15 protein-coding genes are annotated in these 14,681 nt (G+C 67.6%); 7 read left to right on the forward strand and 8 right to left on the reverse strand.

The window, feature by feature from the left end:
* Positions 1-52: 52 nt before the first annotated feature.
* Positions 53-346, forward strand: a complete 294-nt coding sequence (locus JHD77_RS13040; RefSeq protein ID WP_003104358.1) for a putative quinol monooxygenase — start codon at positions 53-55, stop codon at positions 344-346.
* A gap of 21 nt (positions 347-367) precedes the next feature.
* Positions 368-1,381, forward strand: coding sequence for a zinc-binding alcohol dehydrogenase family protein (locus tag JHD77_RS13045; RefSeq protein WP_003104356.1), 1,014 nt, complete (start codon positions 368-370; stop codon positions 1,379-1,381).
* 57 nt (positions 1,382-1,438) lie between these two features.
* Here JHD77_RS13045 and JHD77_RS13050 read toward each other — a convergent pair whose 3' ends face one another.
* The 3 genes from JHD77_RS13050 to mmsA all read right to left on the reverse strand — a co-directional run bounded on the left by JHD77_RS13050 (position 1,439) and on the right by mmsA (position 5,832).
* Positions 1,439-3,325: a propionyl-CoA synthetase gene (locus tag JHD77_RS13050; protein WP_191519410.1), complete on the reverse strand. Its 1,887-nt coding sequence runs from the start codon at positions 3,323-3,325 to the stop codon at positions 1,439-1,441.
* Positions 3,326-3,426: 101 nt separating this feature from the next.
* Positions 3,427-4,323 (reverse strand): 3-hydroxyisobutyrate dehydrogenase, encoded by an 897-nt coding sequence (gene mmsB / locus JHD77_RS13055; RefSeq protein ID WP_023088117.1) that lies wholly within the window; start codon positions 4,321-4,323, stop codon positions 3,427-3,429.
* A 15-nt stretch (positions 4,324-4,338) separates the two neighbouring features.
* Entirely contained in the window at positions 4,339-5,832 is a 1,494-nt protein-coding gene (gene mmsA / locus JHD77_RS13060) for a CoA-acylating methylmalonate-semialdehyde dehydrogenase (protein ID WP_003104350.1), read from the reverse strand.
* Positions 5,833-5,963: 131 nt separating this feature from the next.
* Here mmsA and mmsR point away from each other — a divergent pair, with 131 nt between their 5' ends.
* Both mmsR and JHD77_RS13070 read left to right on the forward strand, forming a co-directional pair.
* Positions 5,964-6,887, forward strand: a complete 924-nt coding sequence (mmsR, locus tag JHD77_RS13065) for an MmsAB operon transcriptional regulator MmsR (protein ID WP_191519409.1) — start codon at positions 5,964-5,966, stop codon at positions 6,885-6,887.
* A 126-nt stretch (positions 6,888-7,013) separates the two neighbouring features.
* A complete protein-coding gene (locus JHD77_RS13070) occupies positions 7,014-7,190 on the forward strand; it encodes a hypothetical protein (RefSeq protein WP_003104346.1) in 177 nt (58 codons plus the stop codon).
* A gap of 7 nt (positions 7,191-7,197) precedes the next feature.
* On the opposite strand, the gene JHD77_RS13075 is transcribed toward JHD77_RS13070, so the two are convergent.
* A complete protein-coding gene (locus JHD77_RS13075; RefSeq protein WP_047106880.1) occupies positions 7,198-8,376 on the reverse strand; it encodes a multidrug effflux MFS transporter in 1,179 nt (392 codons plus the stop codon).
* 365 nt (positions 8,377-8,741) lie between these two features.
* On the opposite strand from JHD77_RS13075, the gene nalD reads away from it, so the two are divergent.
* Positions 8,742-9,380 carry an efflux system transcriptional repressor NalD gene (nalD, locus tag JHD77_RS13080; protein WP_119517471.1) on the forward strand — a complete coding sequence of 213 codons (639 nt, stop codon included), beginning with the start codon at positions 8,742-8,744 and terminating at the stop codon, positions 9,378-9,380.
* On the opposite strand, the gene JHD77_RS13085 is transcribed toward nalD, so the two are convergent.
* Positions 9,359-9,556 (reverse strand): heavy-metal-associated domain-containing protein, encoded by a 198-nt coding sequence (locus JHD77_RS13085; RefSeq protein WP_003092153.1) that lies wholly within the window; start codon positions 9,554-9,556, stop codon positions 9,359-9,361. The genes nalD and JHD77_RS13085 overlap by 22 nt on opposite strands.
* Before the next feature lie 182 nt (positions 9,557-9,738).
* Between JHD77_RS13085 and JHD77_RS13090 the strand changes: the two genes are divergently transcribed.
* Together JHD77_RS13090 and JHD77_RS13095 are read left to right on the forward strand one after the other, a co-directional pair.
* On the forward strand, positions 9,739-10,269 hold the full coding sequence (locus JHD77_RS13090) for a cytochrome b (RefSeq protein ID WP_003092155.1): 531 nt from the start codon (positions 9,739-9,741) through the stop codon (positions 10,267-10,269).
* Positions 10,270-10,367: 98 nt separating this feature from the next.
* A complete protein-coding gene (locus tag JHD77_RS13095) occupies positions 10,368-10,790 on the forward strand; it encodes a hypothetical protein (protein ID WP_003143305.1) in 423 nt (140 codons plus the stop codon).
* Between the two features lie 761 nt (positions 10,791-11,551).
* On the opposite strand, the gene JHD77_RS13100 is transcribed toward JHD77_RS13095, so the two are convergent.
* From JHD77_RS13100 to ybaK, 3 genes are all read right to left on the reverse strand, one after another.
* Positions 11,552-12,337, reverse strand: a complete 786-nt coding sequence (locus tag JHD77_RS13100; RefSeq protein WP_191519408.1) for a PhzF family phenazine biosynthesis protein — start codon at positions 12,335-12,337, stop codon at positions 11,552-11,554.
* A 195-nt stretch (positions 12,338-12,532) separates the two neighbouring features.
* Positions 12,533-14,017, reverse strand: a complete 1,485-nt coding sequence (gene glpK, locus JHD77_RS13105) for a glycerol kinase GlpK (RefSeq protein WP_031756595.1) — start codon at positions 14,015-14,017, stop codon at positions 12,533-12,535.
* A gap of 63 nt (positions 14,018-14,080) precedes the next feature.
* On the reverse strand, positions 14,081-14,551 hold the full coding sequence (gene ybaK / locus JHD77_RS13110; protein WP_003098459.1) for a Cys-tRNA(Pro) deacylase: 471 nt from the start codon (positions 14,549-14,551) through the stop codon (positions 14,081-14,083).
* Between the last annotated feature and the right edge of the window lie 130 nt (positions 14,552-14,681).

Genomic DNA, 14,681 nt, shown 5'->3' on the forward strand with positions numbered 1-14,681 from the left:
TCAGCGATTTGAAATAGCCCATCCTGACTCCGCCCCATCGAAGGAACCCACCATGAGCACACCCCTCACCCTGATCGCCACCATCACCGCCGCCCCCGGCCACGCCGAGGCCCTGGAACGCGAATTGCGCGCCCTGGTCGCCCCGTCGCGCGCCGAGGCTGGTTGCCTGCAGTACGACCTGCACCAGGACCGCCACGACTCCCACCTGTTCTACATGATCGAGCAGTGGCGCGACGACGCCGCCCTGGAGCGGCACCAGAACACCGAACACTTCCTGCGCTTCAGCCGCGGCAACGAAGCCCTGCTGCAGAACGTGAAGATCGACCAACTCTATCGCCTCGCCTGAGGCCCGTTTCCCGGAGTTCCCATGAAAGCTGTCGGTTACTACCAATCCCTGCCCATCGACCATCCCGACGCCCTGCTCGACCTCGAACTGCCCGAGCCCACGCCGGGCCCGCGCGACCTGCTGGTGGAGGTCCGCGCCATCTCGGTCAACCCGGTGGATACCAAGGTCCGCCAGCGCGCCCAGCCGGAAGCCGGCCAGGCCAAGGTGCTGGGCTGGGACGCGGCGGGCGTGGTGCGCGCGGTCGGCAGCGAGGTCAGCCTGTTCCGTCCTGGCGATCGGGTCTGGTACGCCGGGGACATCACCCGCCCCGGTAGCAACAGCGAGCTGCATCGGGTCGACGAGCGCATTGCCGGGCACCTGCCGAAAAGCCTCGACTTCGCCCAGGCCGCGGCCCTGCCGCTGACCACCATCACTGCCTGGGAACTGCTCTTCGAGCGCTTGCAGATCGCCGAAGGCAAGGCCGACCAGGGCCAGAGCCTGCTGGTGGTCGGTGCCGCCGGCGGGGTCGGTTCGATCCTGGTCCAACTGGCCCGGCAACTGACCGGCCTGAACGTGATCGGCACCGCTTCGCGCGCAGAGACCCAGGCCTGGGTCCGCGACCTCGGCGCGCACCATGTGATCGACCACGGCAAGCCGCTGGCCGAAGAGCTGAAGCGGATCGGTGTCGCCGAGGTCAGCCACGTCGCCAGCCTGACCCACACCGACCAGCACCTCGAACAGATCGTCGCCGCGCTGCGCCCGCAAGGCCGCCTGGCGCTGATCGACGACCCGGCGTCGCTGGACATCGGCAAGCTGAAGCAGAAGAGCCTGTCGCTGCACTGGGAGTTCATGTACACCCGCTCGATGTTCCAGACCGACGACATGATCGAGCAGCACCGGCTGCTGGAGCGGGTCGCCGGGCTGATCGACGAAGGCGTGTTGAAGACCACCGTCGGCGAGCATTTCGGCCGCATCGACGCGGCCAACCTGCGCCGCGCCCACGCGCTGCTGGAGAGCGGCCGGGCCAAGGGCAAGATCGTTCTCGAAGGGTTCTGAACGGCAGGACCACGGGGCGCGGCGTTTTCCACCCTACCGCCGTGCCCCTGGCCTTTGCTATCCCGCCTTGCGCACCCTCAGCGCAGCCTCGATCTCGCCAAGGATCGTCGGGTCGTCGATGGTCGATGGCGCCGCGTAGTCCTCGCCATCGGCGATCTTGCGCAGCACCGCGCGGAGGATCTTCCCGGAGCGGGTCTTCGGCAGCCGCTTGACCACCACCACCCGCTGGAAGCAGGCCAGCGCGCCGATCTGTTCGCGGACCAGCGCCACCAGCTCGCGCTGCAGTTGCTCGGCGGCGATCCCGGCATCGTCCTTGAGCACCACCAGGCCCAGCGGCACGTGGCCCTTGAGTTCGTCCCGCACGCCGATCACCGCGCACTCGGCAACCGCCTGGTGCTGCGCCACGCGTTCCTCCATCTCGCCGGTGGAGAGGCGATGCCCGGAAACGTTTATCACGTCGTCGGTGCGCCCCATGATGTAGACGAAGCCGTCCTCGTCGAGATAACCGCCGTCGCCGGTGTGGTAGTAGCCGGGATAGTTGCCCAGGTAGGCCTGCAGGTAGCGCGGGTGGTCGCCCCAGAGGGTCTGCGCGCAGCCCGGCGGCAACGGCAGGGCGATGACGATCGCGCCCTGGCGGTTCGCACCCAGCGGCCGGCCTTCGTCGTCCAGCACCTGCACGTGGTAGCCGGGCACCGCGCGGTTGGTCGAGCCGGCCCGCAGGTCGTGGCCGGCGATCCCGATGCAGGGCGCGGTCACCGGCCAGCCGGTCTCGGTCTGCCACCAATGGTCGTGGACCGGCCGCCCGGTGTGCTCCTCCAGCCAGTGCTGGGTGCTGCTGTCGAGCTTCTCGCCGGCCAGGAACAGGTGGCGCAGCGAACCCAGGTCGTAGCGCTTCACCCGTTCGCCATGCGGGTCTTCCTTGCGGATCGCGCGGATCGCCGTCGGCGCGCAGAACAGGCTGTTCACCCTGTGCTCTTCGATCACCCGCCAGTAGGCGCCGGCGTCCGGCGTGCGCACCGGCTTGCCTTCGTAGAACACCGTGGTACAGCCGCACATCAGCGGGCCGTAGACGATCAGCGAGTGGCCGACCACCCAGCCGACGTCGGAGATCCCCCACCAGACGTCGCCGGCCTGCATGCCGTAGATAGTGCGGACCGCGTAGCGCACCGCGACCGCGTGGCCACCGTTGTCGCGGACGATACCCTTGGGCTTACCGGTGGTGCCCGAGGTGTACATGATGTACAGCGGATCGCCGCTGGCCACCGGCAGCGGATCGGCCAGCTCGGCGGCGGCGAGGCAGTCCTGCCAGTCCAGGTCGCGGCCCGGGTGCAGGCGCGCGGGCGCCTGCGGGCGTTGCCAGACCATGACGTGGGCAGGCTGGTGGATCGCCAGTTCGAGGGCCTTGTCCACCAGCGGCTTGTATTCGATCACCCGATCGAACTCCAGCCCGCAGGAAGCGGTGAGCACCAGCTTCGGCGTGGCGTCGTCGATGCGCAGGGCCAGCTCGTAGGGAGCGAAGCCACCGAACACCACCGAATGCACCGCGCCCAGGCGCGCGCAGGCGAGCATCGCCATGGCCGCCTGCGGCACCATCGGCATGTAGATGATCACCCGGTCGCCCTTGCCGACCCCGAGGGCCCGCAGGGCGCCGGCCAGGCGCGCCACTTCGTCGCGCAGCCGCAGGTAGCTGTAGCGGTCCTGGGTACCGGTCACCGGCGAGTCGTAGATCAGCGCGGTCTGTTCGCCGCGCCCCTCCTCGATCTGCCGGTCGAGGGCCAGGTAGGCGCTGTTCAGACGGCCATCGGCGAACCAGCGATGGGTGCCGTCGGGCAGGCTTTCGAGGATGTTCGCGGGCGCCTGGTACCAGGCCAGGGAACGGGCCTGTTCGGCCCAGAACGCGGCCGGCTCGGCGATCGAGCGGGCGTGCTGCTGCAGGTACGTCATGTTCCAGCCCTCTGATTGTTCTTATTAGGGATGAAGCAGTGAGTGAGCCTTGGAGTATGGGCGGGCGCCGGGCACCCGCCATCAACCTTTGGTCGTAGAGGTCAGTCCTTGCCGCGGTAGAGCTTCTGGATGCTGGAGAAGTCCAGCCCCTCGTGCTCGGCATCGGCCTGGGCGTGCAGGCTGAACAGGTTGCGCGCCAGCGCGCCGAGCGGCGTCGAGGCCTGCACCGCCTGGGCGTTGGCCAGCGCCAGGCCGAGGTCCTTGTTCATCAGGCGCACCTGGAAACCGCCGGCATAGCCGTTGCTCGCCGGCGCCTGCGGCATCACCCCGGGCCAGGGGTTGTAGAGGTTCAGCGCCCAGTTGCCACCGGAACTCTGCTTCATCACCTCGGACAGCACCGCCGGGTCGAGGCCGTTCTTCACCCCCAGCGCCAGGGCCTCGGCGGTGCCGGCCATGAGGATGCCGAGGAGCATGTTGTTGCAGATCTTCGCCACCTGGCCGGCGCCGTGATCGCCGGCGTGGAAGATGTTCCGGCCCATGTTCTCGAGGATCGGCCGGGCCCGCGCGAAGCCTTCGGCGGGGCCGCCGACGATGAAGCTCAGGGTGCCGGCGCGGGCGCCGCCGACGCCGCCGGAAACCGGCGCGTCGAGCAGGGTCAGGCCCTTCGCCGCGGCGGCCTCGGCGACCTTGCGCGCGGTCTCCGGGGCGATGGTCGAGCAGTCGATCAGCAGGGGCTTGCCGGCGACCCGCGCGAGCAGGCCGTCGGCGCCGAGATACAGGCTTTCCACGTGCTGCCCGGCCGGCAGCATGCTGATCACCACTTCGGCGCCTTCGCAGCACTGCAAGGCGCTATCGGCGCCCTGCGCGCCCTGCTCGACCAGGCTCAGCACGGCCTTGGGCTGCAAGTCGAAGACATTCACCCGGTGGCCAGCCTTGAGCAGGTTGGCGGCCATCGGCCCACCCATGTTGCCCAGGCCGAGGAATGCGATGTCGGTCATCGGTCCGTCTCCCTTTCAGCGCATCTGGATCGAGAAGTTGGTCCCGGCCACGCTGTCGCTGTCGAACCAGCGCGCGGTCACGGTCTTGGTCTCGGTGTAGAAGCGCACGCCCTGCTTGCCGTAGGCGTGCAGGTCGCCGTAGAACGAGCCCTTCCAACCGGTGAAGGAGAAGAACGGCAGCGGTACCGGAATCGGGATGTTGATGCCCACCTGGCCGACCTCGATGTGGTGCTGGAAGGTCCGCGCCGCGGCGCCGGAGCTGGTGAAGATCGAGGTGCCGTTGCCGTAGGGGCTTTCGTTGATCAGGCGGATCGCCTGCTCCAGGCTGTCGACCTCGGCCAGGCAGAGCACCGGGCCGAACACCTCTTCGCGGTAGATCGCCATGTCCGGGCGCACCCCGGCGAACAGCGTCGGGCCGACCCAGTTGCCGTCCGGGTATCCCTCGACCTTGTAGCCGCGGCCATCCAGCAGCAGTTGCGCGCCCTCCTCCACGCCCTGGCCGATCAGGCGCTCGATGCGCGCCTTGGCCTGCGGGTTGATCACCGGGCCGTAGCTGGCGCCGCTGTCGTCCCATGGGCCGGGGCGGACCTTGGCCAGCGCGTCGCGGATTTCCGGAATCCACTCGCGGGCGGCCCCCACCAGCACCGCCACCGAGATCGCCATGCAGCGCTGCCCGGCCGCGCCCACCGAGGCACCGACCAGGTTGCTGATGACCTGTGCCTTGTCCGCGTCGGGCATGATCACCATGTGGTTCTTCGCCCCGGCGAAGCTCTGCACGCGCTTATTGTGCGCGGTGCCGGTGTGGTAGACGTACTGGCCGACGGCGACCGAGCCGACGAAGGACACCGCCTTCACCTGCGGGTGCTTGAGCAACTGGTCGACCTGTTCCTTGCCGCCATGCACCACCTGCAGCACGCCCTTCGGCGCACCGGCCTCGAGGAACAGCTCGGCGAGCCGCACGCTGGTCAGCGGCACCTGCTCGGAAGGCTTGAGGATGAAGGCGTTGCCGCAGGCGATGGCCAGCGGGAACATCCACAGCGGGATCATCGCCGGGAAGTTGAACGGGGTGATGCCAACGCACACGCCCAGCGGCTGGGTGATGCTGTAGGTGTCGATGTTGCGGGCGACGTTCTCCACCGTCTCGCCCATCAGCAGCGAGGGCACGTTGCAGGCGTGCTCGACCACCTCGATACCGCGCCAGACGTCGCCCTTGGCGTCCTCGAAAGTCTTGCCCAGCTCGCTGGAGACGATCTTCGCCAGTTCGTCGTGGTGTTCCTTGAGCAACGCCTGGTAACGCAGCATCACCCGCGCGCGCTCGGAAACCGGGGTTTCCTTCCAGCTGGCGAAGGTTTCGCGGGCACTGGCCACCGCCTGCTCGACCTGCTCCGCGCTGGCGCAGGCGATCTCCGCCAGGGTGCTGTTGTCGAGGGGATTGCTGACCGGGATGCGCTGGGCGCCGAGACCTTCGACGAAGGCTCCCGCGATGAGGTGGCGGACTGGGACTGACATGAACCCTCCTGCACCGGCCAGGCCGGCTTTTATTGTTGTGGCGGACTGGTACGAGGTCGATTCGGACCTCGCTTTGGCCAAGAAGCTATCACTGGGCGGAAGGTCGCGAGATCGACTAAATTGTGTTGTTCATGGACTATATTGCGGAGCCGGCTACCGACATGTCGCACACCTCCGACTGGCCCCTGCCGGCCGACAGCCTGCGCTTGCCGATCCCGGCGGCGCTGCTGGAGAAACTGGCGGTCCACCCGCTCAGCCGCGACCTCTACCCCACCTCCCTGGGCCACTACCGGCGCGCCCGCGACCACCGCATGAGCCGCGAGCGCCATGACGAGCACCTGCTGATCTATTGCAGCGAAGGCCAGGGCCTGCTGCGCGTGCGCGAGGGCGACGCCTGGCGCGAATACCGGGTCGGCAGCGGCGACCTGCTCTGGCTGCCGCCGGGCATGGCCCACGACTACGCCGCCGACGACCGCCAACCCTGGACCATCTTTTGGACCCACCTGCGCGGCGACAGCGCCACCTGGCTGCAATACAGCGCCGGCTACCGCGACACCCCGCTGCGCCATTGGGGCCTGCAACACGCCCTGCTCGGCGGCTTCGAGCAACTGCTGGAGGTGCGCCACAGCGGCTACCGCTTCCAGCACTTTCTGCTCGCCGCCAGCCGCCTGCGCAGCCTGCTCTGCCAGCTACCGCTGCTGCGCCCGCTGCGCGAGGGCAGCCTGGACCTCGACGGGCTGCACGCCTACATGCGCGAACACCTGCATGCGCGCCTCGAACTGGAACGCCTGGCGGCCTTCTGCAACCTGTCGAAGTTCCATTTCGTCAGTCGCTACAAGGCGATCACCGGCCGTACGCCTATCCAGCACTTCCTGCACCTGAAGATCGAGTACGCCTGCCAGTTGCTGGACAGCAGCGACCAGAGCGTGGCCCGGGTCGGCCAGGCGGTCGGCTACGACGACAGCTACTACTTCTCGCGCCTGTTCAGCAAGGTCATGGGTTTGTCGCCGAGCGCCTACCGGCAGCGGGTAAGGCAGGGCGAGGGAGGAGCCTGAAGCGCTCTGCGGCGGGGCTGTAAACGAAGCGGCGACCAGTTGTCGGCAAACTGATCCCGGTCAGTGTTTTCCGGGCCGACAGGACTAGACTGAAGCTCCCTTTCCAGCCCCGATGGATGAATCGCCATGAACATCCTCGTCCGCCCGTCGCAAACCCCGAAAGGCCAATGCTGGCAAGTCTGCCTCGACCAGCAGGCCGTCAATTTCCGTAGCGAAAGCGAGGCCCGGCGTTTCGTCGACCGCCTCGAGGCGCGCCTGCGCGCGCCCCATGTGCTGCCCGAACTGAAACAGCGAACGGCCTGATCCGCGCTCAGGAGGCCTGGCGCTCCAGGCGCCCGGTCTGCCAGGCGAGCAGGGCCGCGACCGCGCCGCAGACGGCGATCACCAGAGTCATGGGGATCGCCGTGCCGTCGTGGAGCACGCCGACCAGCGCCGAAGCGCCCGCCGCCACGCTGAACTGCAGGCTGCCCATCAGCGCCGAGGCGCTGCCGGCGTGCTGTCCCTGTCCGGCCATGGCGCAGGCGGAAGCGTTGGGAATGATGCAGCCGAGGCTGGCCACGCATCCGAACAGCGGAACCAGCAGCGGCCACAGCGTGGCCGGTTGCAGCGAAGCGATGCCCAGCAGGGCCAGGCCGCACGCCAGGTAGCCCCAGATGATCCGCCGCAGCCAGAACGCCGGCCCGCGATAGCGCAGCAGCCGCGCGTTGACCTGTGCCATGACGATGAAGCCCGCGGCATTGCTGCCGAACAGCCAGCCATAGTGCTCGGCGGGAATCCCGTAGAGCTGGATGAACACGTAGGGCGAACCGGCGATGTAGGCGAACATCCCGGCCATCGCCACCCCGCCGGAAAGGCCATAGGCGAGAAACAGGCGGTCGGCGAACAGCCGCCGGTACTGCCCCAGCGCGCCGGACAGCGGCGGTCGCTCGCCGTCGGCCGGGATGGTTTCCGGCAGCCACAACGCCACGCCGAGGCCGGCCAGGGCGGCGAACAGGGTCAGGCAGACGAAGATCGATTGCCAGCCCTGCCAGTCCAGCAGCAGGCCGCCGGCCACGGGGGCGAGGATCGGCGCCAGGCCCATCACCAGCATCAACTGGGAAAACGCCTTGGCGGCGCCGATCGGATCGCACAGGTCACGCACCACTGCCCGCGAGATGACCATCCCGGCGCAGCCGCCGAGGGCCTGGACGAAGCGCGCGGCGATCAGCCACTCCAGGCTCGGCGCCAGGGCGCAGGCGGCCGAGGCCAGGGTGAAGATACTCACCCCCACCAGCAGCGGCAGGCGCCGGCCATAGCGGTCGGCCACCGGGCCGTAGAGCAACTGGCCGATGGACAGGCCGGCGAAGTAGGCGGCCAGGCTCAGCTGGACGTGCTCGACGTCGGTGGCGAAGGCCTTGGCCAGGGTCGGGAAGCTCGGCAGGTAGAAATCGATGGCCAGTGGCCCGAAGGCGCTCAGGGCTCCCAGTATCAGCAGGATGCGCAGGTTCATGGATCGCTCGGCACGGGGCGCGTCGGTGGCAGGCAAGGCACTTCCCTGCGCGGCTCCCGGCAAGCGGGACGACGACGCCTATCATTGAATCGTCTGTGAGGGCGGGCGGCTCCAGGCCTGAAGGCCGGTACTGGCGGGAAGATGCTACGGACAGCCGGGGAGTCGCCGAAAAAGCAGCGCGCAGCATAACACCGAAGACGCCCGCCGATCATGGCCGGAGACCGTGGAACCGCGGAATCCACGACTCATGAATGAGCAGCATTAGACAAAGGTGGTGTCGAAATACTTCGAGTCCGCCCGAGCGCGGCTAAAATCGGTACACTCCCCGCCCCGTTGCCGAGACCGATTCGACTACCCAGCACAGCATGCGACGCACAAAGGAAGATTCTGAAAAAACCCGTACGGCCATCCTCCTGGCCGCCGAGGAACTGTTCCTGGAAAAGGGCGTGTCCCATACCAGCCTGGAACAGATCACCAGGGCCGCTGGGGTGACCCGTGGCGCCGTCTACTGGCACTTCCAGAACAAGGCCCACCTGTTCAACGAGATGCTCAACCAGGTACGCCTGCCGCCGGAGCAACTCACCGAGCGCCTGTCCGGCTGCGATGGCAGCGACCCGCTGCGCTCGCTCTACGACCTCTGCCTGGAGGCCGTGCAATCGTTGCTGACGCAGGAGAAGAAGCGCCGCATCCTGACCATCCTGATGCAACGTTGCGAATTCACCGAGGAACTGCGCGAGGCGCAGGAACGCAACAACGCCTTCGTGCAGATGTTCATCGAACTCTGCGAGCAGTTGTTCGCCCGCGACGAATGCCGTGTGCGGCTGCATCCGGGCATGACCCCGAGGATCGCCTCGCGCGCCTTGCACGCGCTGATCCTGGGCCTGTTCAACGACTGGTTGCGCGACCCGCGCCTGTTCGATCCGGATACGGACGCGGAACACCTGCTGGAGCCGATGTTCCGTGGCCTGGTGCGCGACTGGGGTCAGGCCAGCTCGGCGCCGTAGCCCTCCTCGCGGATCGCCTCGAGTACCTGGGTGCTGTCGAGCCGGCTGGCGACCCGGACTTCGCCGGCGCCAAGATCCACCTGGACGTCCGCCGCCGAATCCTTCGCCTGCACCGCATGGGTGATCGCCCGTACGCAGTGGCCGCAGGTCATGCCCTGAACCTTGAAGACTTGCATGGTATTGCCTCCTGTTGGTCATCGATGGGGCGATTTTCGACCTTGACATGGTGTCAAGGTCAATCCTCGAAATATCCGGTAACCGACAAAGCGTCAAGAACGGGTAAAGGCGGAGTAAAGAGGCTTAAACCCTACAAAGCACATGGTTAACATGTTCACCTTGTTCTTCACGAGGTAGAACCATGTCCATCCGCCGCTATTCCCCGTCACAGATCGCCCTGCACTGGCTCAGCGCCGTCGCGGTCCTGCTGATCATCGCCCTGCCCTACGGCGCCGACTTCTTCGCCGGCCTGCTCGGCGGCAAGGGCAACGTCTTCACCCTGCACAAGTCGCTGGGCGTGGCGGTACTCCTGCTGACCCTGACACGCCTGGCGCTGCGCCGCGTCCAGGGTGTCCCGGATACCCTGGAGGGGAACCCGGACTGGCAGCGCGCGGCCGCCAAGGCCGGGCATTTCCTGCTGTACGCGGTGCTGATCGTCATGCCGCTCTCCGGCATGCTCGCCGGCAAGCGTCCGCTGGACCTGTTCTGGCTGGTGCAGATCGGCCCGTTCGACCTGCCGGAAGCCTTCAAGGCGTTCGCCGGCGGCACCCACGTCACCGTCCAGTACCTGCTTTTCGCGCTGATCCTCGGCCACGCCGCCGCGGCCATCTGGCACCACCGCGTGCAGAAGGACGACGTACTGCGCGCCATGCTGCCGCAACGCGGCGCCTGACCCCAGCGACGGACGGGCACGCGGATGCCCGTCCCGACTTGTCCCGGGCCCCGGCTTCGGCCAAGCTTTTCCCTACGCCCCCGCCGCCGAGGCCCGCCATGTTCCCCATCCTTCGCCCGCTGCTCCATACCGCTGCCCTGGCCTGCGCCCTCCCGGCGCTCGCCGCGGACCCGCAACCGGCCAGCGGCGGCTGGGCGCAACCCGACCCGGCGCCGATCGGCTATGCGGTGCTGAACGTTTCCCGCGAGCGGGTCGAGTCCGGCACTGCCTGCGATATCGGCCTGTACGTCCACGACGAACTGGTCGGCAACCTGCAACCGGGCGCCAGCCTGGCCCTGAACCTGCAACCCGGCGCGGTGGACGTGCGTCTTGCGCCGAACGGTCCTGGCGACGCCTGCCGGAACGGCATGACCATCCTCGCCGGACAGACCCTGACCCTGCGCGCCGGAGAGATCCGCAACCTGCGCATTACCCTCGGTGCGGGCGGGCTCTACCTGGCACCGGTGGCGGATGGGTACTGAGGGGTAGCGACTTGCCGTGGAGCATTGGCCATGACGCAGGGCACGAAGGTGGCGTTTCGGCACCGGGTGCACGGGGACTGCCTGGCGGGCCGTGAATGCGTGACTGGCCCCCAGCTCCCGTCGCTGCCTGCACGGCACTAAGGGGGGAAGCTGTTGCTTAGCGCTTGAGCGGGCGTCGTGCTTGCCTTGGCCTCTTGTTTCGCCTTTCCAGGCGAGTTCCTTCTGCAAGCGTCCAAAAGACTCGCCCACCACTCGGAGGGCAAGCCAGGAGCCCGATCCGTAGGGCGAATAACCGCTTGCGGTTATCCGCCGGCTGTCCGGGGCATCGGCGGATACCGCCTGTGGCGGTATTCGCCCTACGTGACTATATCGCTCGCGATTTCTTAGCTACACGGCAGTGAGGGGGGGCGCTGTTGCTTAGCGCTTGAGCGGGCGTCATGTTTGGTGGTCAAGCTGTTTTCTGTGCCTGCCTTGACCTCTTGTTTCGCCTTCCCAGGCGAGTTCCTTTTGCAAGCGTCCAAAAGGAACCTAAAGACTCGCCCCGGCATCCTGCCACTCGTCCCCCTCCGCAACGATTCCGCTCGGCCTCCTGACGGGGCGGGTTTGCCGCCCCACCACTTGGAGGGCAAACCTCCCTTCGTGCATGCCAGGAACCCGATCCGTAGGGCGGATAACCGCAAGCGGTCATTCACTCTACGGATCAGGGCTTCGGTATGTGGAAGTCTGGCATGCACGAGGTCATCCCCCTCCTGAAGCGCCCCTCAGCTCAATCGAATCCTTCCGCTCGCCACCAGCACCGCATGCCCGGCGATACTCACCCGCTCGCCCTCCAACCGGCACCACAGCTCGCCGCCGCGCGCCGAGCACTGCTGGGCGGTCAGCGACAGTTTGTTCAAGCGCTGGGCCCAGTAGGGAATCAGGCTGCAATGCGCGGAGCCGGTGACCGGGTCTTCATCGACGCCCATCGCCGGGGCGAAGAAGCGCGAGACGAAATCCTTCTGCAGGCCCCGCGCGGTGACGATCACTCCACGCCAGGGCAGCCGCGCCAGGGCCGCGAAGTCGGGGCGACAGGCGCGCACCGCCTCTTCGGACTCGAGCAGCACCAGCAGCTTGTCGGTGGAGCCCAGCACGTCCACCGGCGGCAGGCCCAGGGCCTGCTCCAGCTCGACGGTGCTACCGACCTCGCTCGGATACTGCGCGGGGAAATCCAGGACCAGCCGCTCGTCCTCGCGGTTGACCCGCAGCGCACCGGAGCGCGAGATGAATTCCAGGCGCTCGCCCGGCTCGTCGTAGACCTCGAACAGTACGTGGGCCGCAGCCAGTGTGGCGTGGCCGCAGAGCGCCACCTCGACGCTCGGGGTGAACCAGCGGATCCGCCAGGCCTCTCCTTCGCGAACGACGAAGGCGGTCTCGGAGAGGTTGTGCTCGGTCGCGATCATCTGCATCAGCTCGTCCGCCAGCCAGGCATCGAGGCGACAGACCACGGCGGGATTGCCACTGAACGGGCGGGAAGAAAACGCGTCGACCTGGTGGAACTCGAGCTGCATGGCAGACCTCCTGGGAACGATCGCCACAGCATGCCGCCGCAGGCTCCGGGATGGGCGATACAGTGCGATCTTTTCCGATCGTAACAGTGGGACTTCGCCCTGCCTTCGACCCATTGCCCGAGCGGGCGTTTGCGGCGACCTGCCGGCGTTGTGAAGCCGCCGGCAAAAACGCCGCCTTTTTCCGCGAAACGCCGCTCAGGCCTCGCTGCGCACCCGTCGCACCGCGTTCTGCCAGCCGGCGTAGAGTTCGCCGCGGCGCTCCTCGGCCATGTGCGCGGCGAAGCGGCGCTGCAGGTGCCAGTGGCTGGCGATGTCGTCCAGGTCGCGATAGAAGCCGGCCTTCAGCCCGGCCATGTAGGCCACGCCGAGGGCGGTGGTCTCGGTGACTTCCGGGCGCTCCACGGTGACACCAAGGATGTCGGTGAGGAATTGCATCACCCAGTTGTTCACCACCATCCCGCCGTCCACCCGCAGCGCGCTGGGCGGCGTGCCGTCCTGGCGCATCGCTTCGAGCAGGTCGCGGGTCTGGTAGCAGACCGATTGCAGACCGGCGGTGACGATCTCCTTGATTCCGGTGTCACGGGTCAGGCCGAAGATCGCGCCGCGCGCCTTCGGGTCCCAGTAGGGCGCGCCGAGGCCGGTAAAGGCCGGCACCAGGTAGACGCCGTTGGAGTCGCCGGCCTGGATCGCCAGGGCTTCGCTCTCGTGGGCGTGGTCGATCAGCTTGATGCCGTCGCGCAGCCATTGCACCGCGGCGCCGGCGACGAAGATGCTGCCCTCCACCGCGTAGCTGACCTTGCCGTCCAGACGGTAGCCGACCGTGGTGAGCAGGCGGTTCTTCGAGGTCACCGGCTGCTCGCCGGTGTTCTGGATCATGAAGCAGCCGGTGCCGTAGGTGCTCTTCACCATGCCCGGCTGGAAGCAGGCCTGGCCGATCAGCGCGGCCTGCTGGTCGCCGGCCATGCCCAGCACCGGGATCGCCGCGCCAAGCAGCGACGGCTCGCTGACGCCGAACTCCGCCGCGCAGTCGAGTACCTCCGGCAGCAGGCTGCGCGGGATCTCGAACAGCGCCAGCAATTCCTCGTCCCAGTCCTGGCTGTGGATGTTGAACAGCAGGGTGCGCGAAGCGTTGGTCGCGTCGGTGCGATGGGAGCGGCCGCCGGTCAGGCGCCAGAGCAGGAAGCAGTCGACGGTGCCAAAGCGCAGCTCGCCGCGTTCGGCGCGCTGGCGGGCGCCGGGCACGTTGTCGAGGATCCAGCGCAGCTTGGTGGCGGAGAAATACGGATCGATCAGCAGCCCGGTGCGCGCGCTGACGTTCGCCTCGTGGCCGGCGGCCTTGAGTTCGGCACAGTAGTCGGCGGTACGACGATCCTGCCAGACGATGGCCGGGTGGATCAGGTCGCCGCTGGCGGCGTCCCAGACCAGCGTGGTCTCGCGCTGGTTGGTGATGCCGATGGCGGCGATGTCGGCCGCGCGCAAGCCCTTGCGGGCGAGCGCGTCGCGACAGACCTGGAGGGTGGTCAGCCAGATTTCCTCGCCGTCGTGCTCCACCCAGCCGTCCTTCGGGAAGTACTGCTTGAATTCCTGCTGGCAGCTCTCCACCGGCAAGCCCTGGGCACTGAACACGATGGCGCGGGAGCTGGTGGTGCCCTGGTCGATGGCGAGGAGATAGTGGGACATGGAAAACCTGACAGATTGAAAAGTAAGACGAATGCCGACCGCTAGGCCGGCGGGATTAGCGGCTCATTCACGGCCGATGGCGGCGAACGAACCCTGGGTCAGCTGGGCCAGCACCTCGGCCGCCAGCTCCACTTCCAGCCCGCGCCGTCCTGCGCTGACATGGATGCTCGGGTACTGCCGCGCGCTTTCATCGATGAAGGTACGCAGGCGCTTCTTCTGCCCCAGCGGGCTGATCCCGCCCACCAGGTAGCCGGTAGCCCGCTGCGCCGCCTGCGGATCGGCCATGTCGGCCTTCTTCGCCCCCGCCGCATGGGCCAGGGCCTTCAGGTCGAGACTGCCGATCACCGGCACCACCGCCACCAGCAACTCGCCCTTCTCCGTGGCGGCGAGCAGCGTCTTGAACACCCGCTGCGGGTCCAGGCCGAGCTTTTCCGCGGCCTCCAGGCCATAGGAAGGTGCCTTGGGGTCGTGGCTGTAGCTGAGCACCTTGTGCGCGGCGCGGGCCTTTTTCAGCAGGTCGATGGCAGGGGTCATGGTCACTCCCGGAGAAGAACGTTGGCTGAAAACCGGCGCCTACCTTAAGCCATCGCCGCCCCTGCTGCACGGGCGCCGATGCCGCGGCCCGCGTGCCTCGGTAGCGATATTCGATTGGCCGCGAAAACGA

The organism is Pseudomonas sp. P20 (genome assembly GCF_016463925.1).
In the GTDB taxonomy this organism is placed as follows: Bacteria; Pseudomonadota; Gammaproteobacteria; order Pseudomonadales; family Pseudomonadaceae; genus Pseudomonas; species Pseudomonas aeruginosa.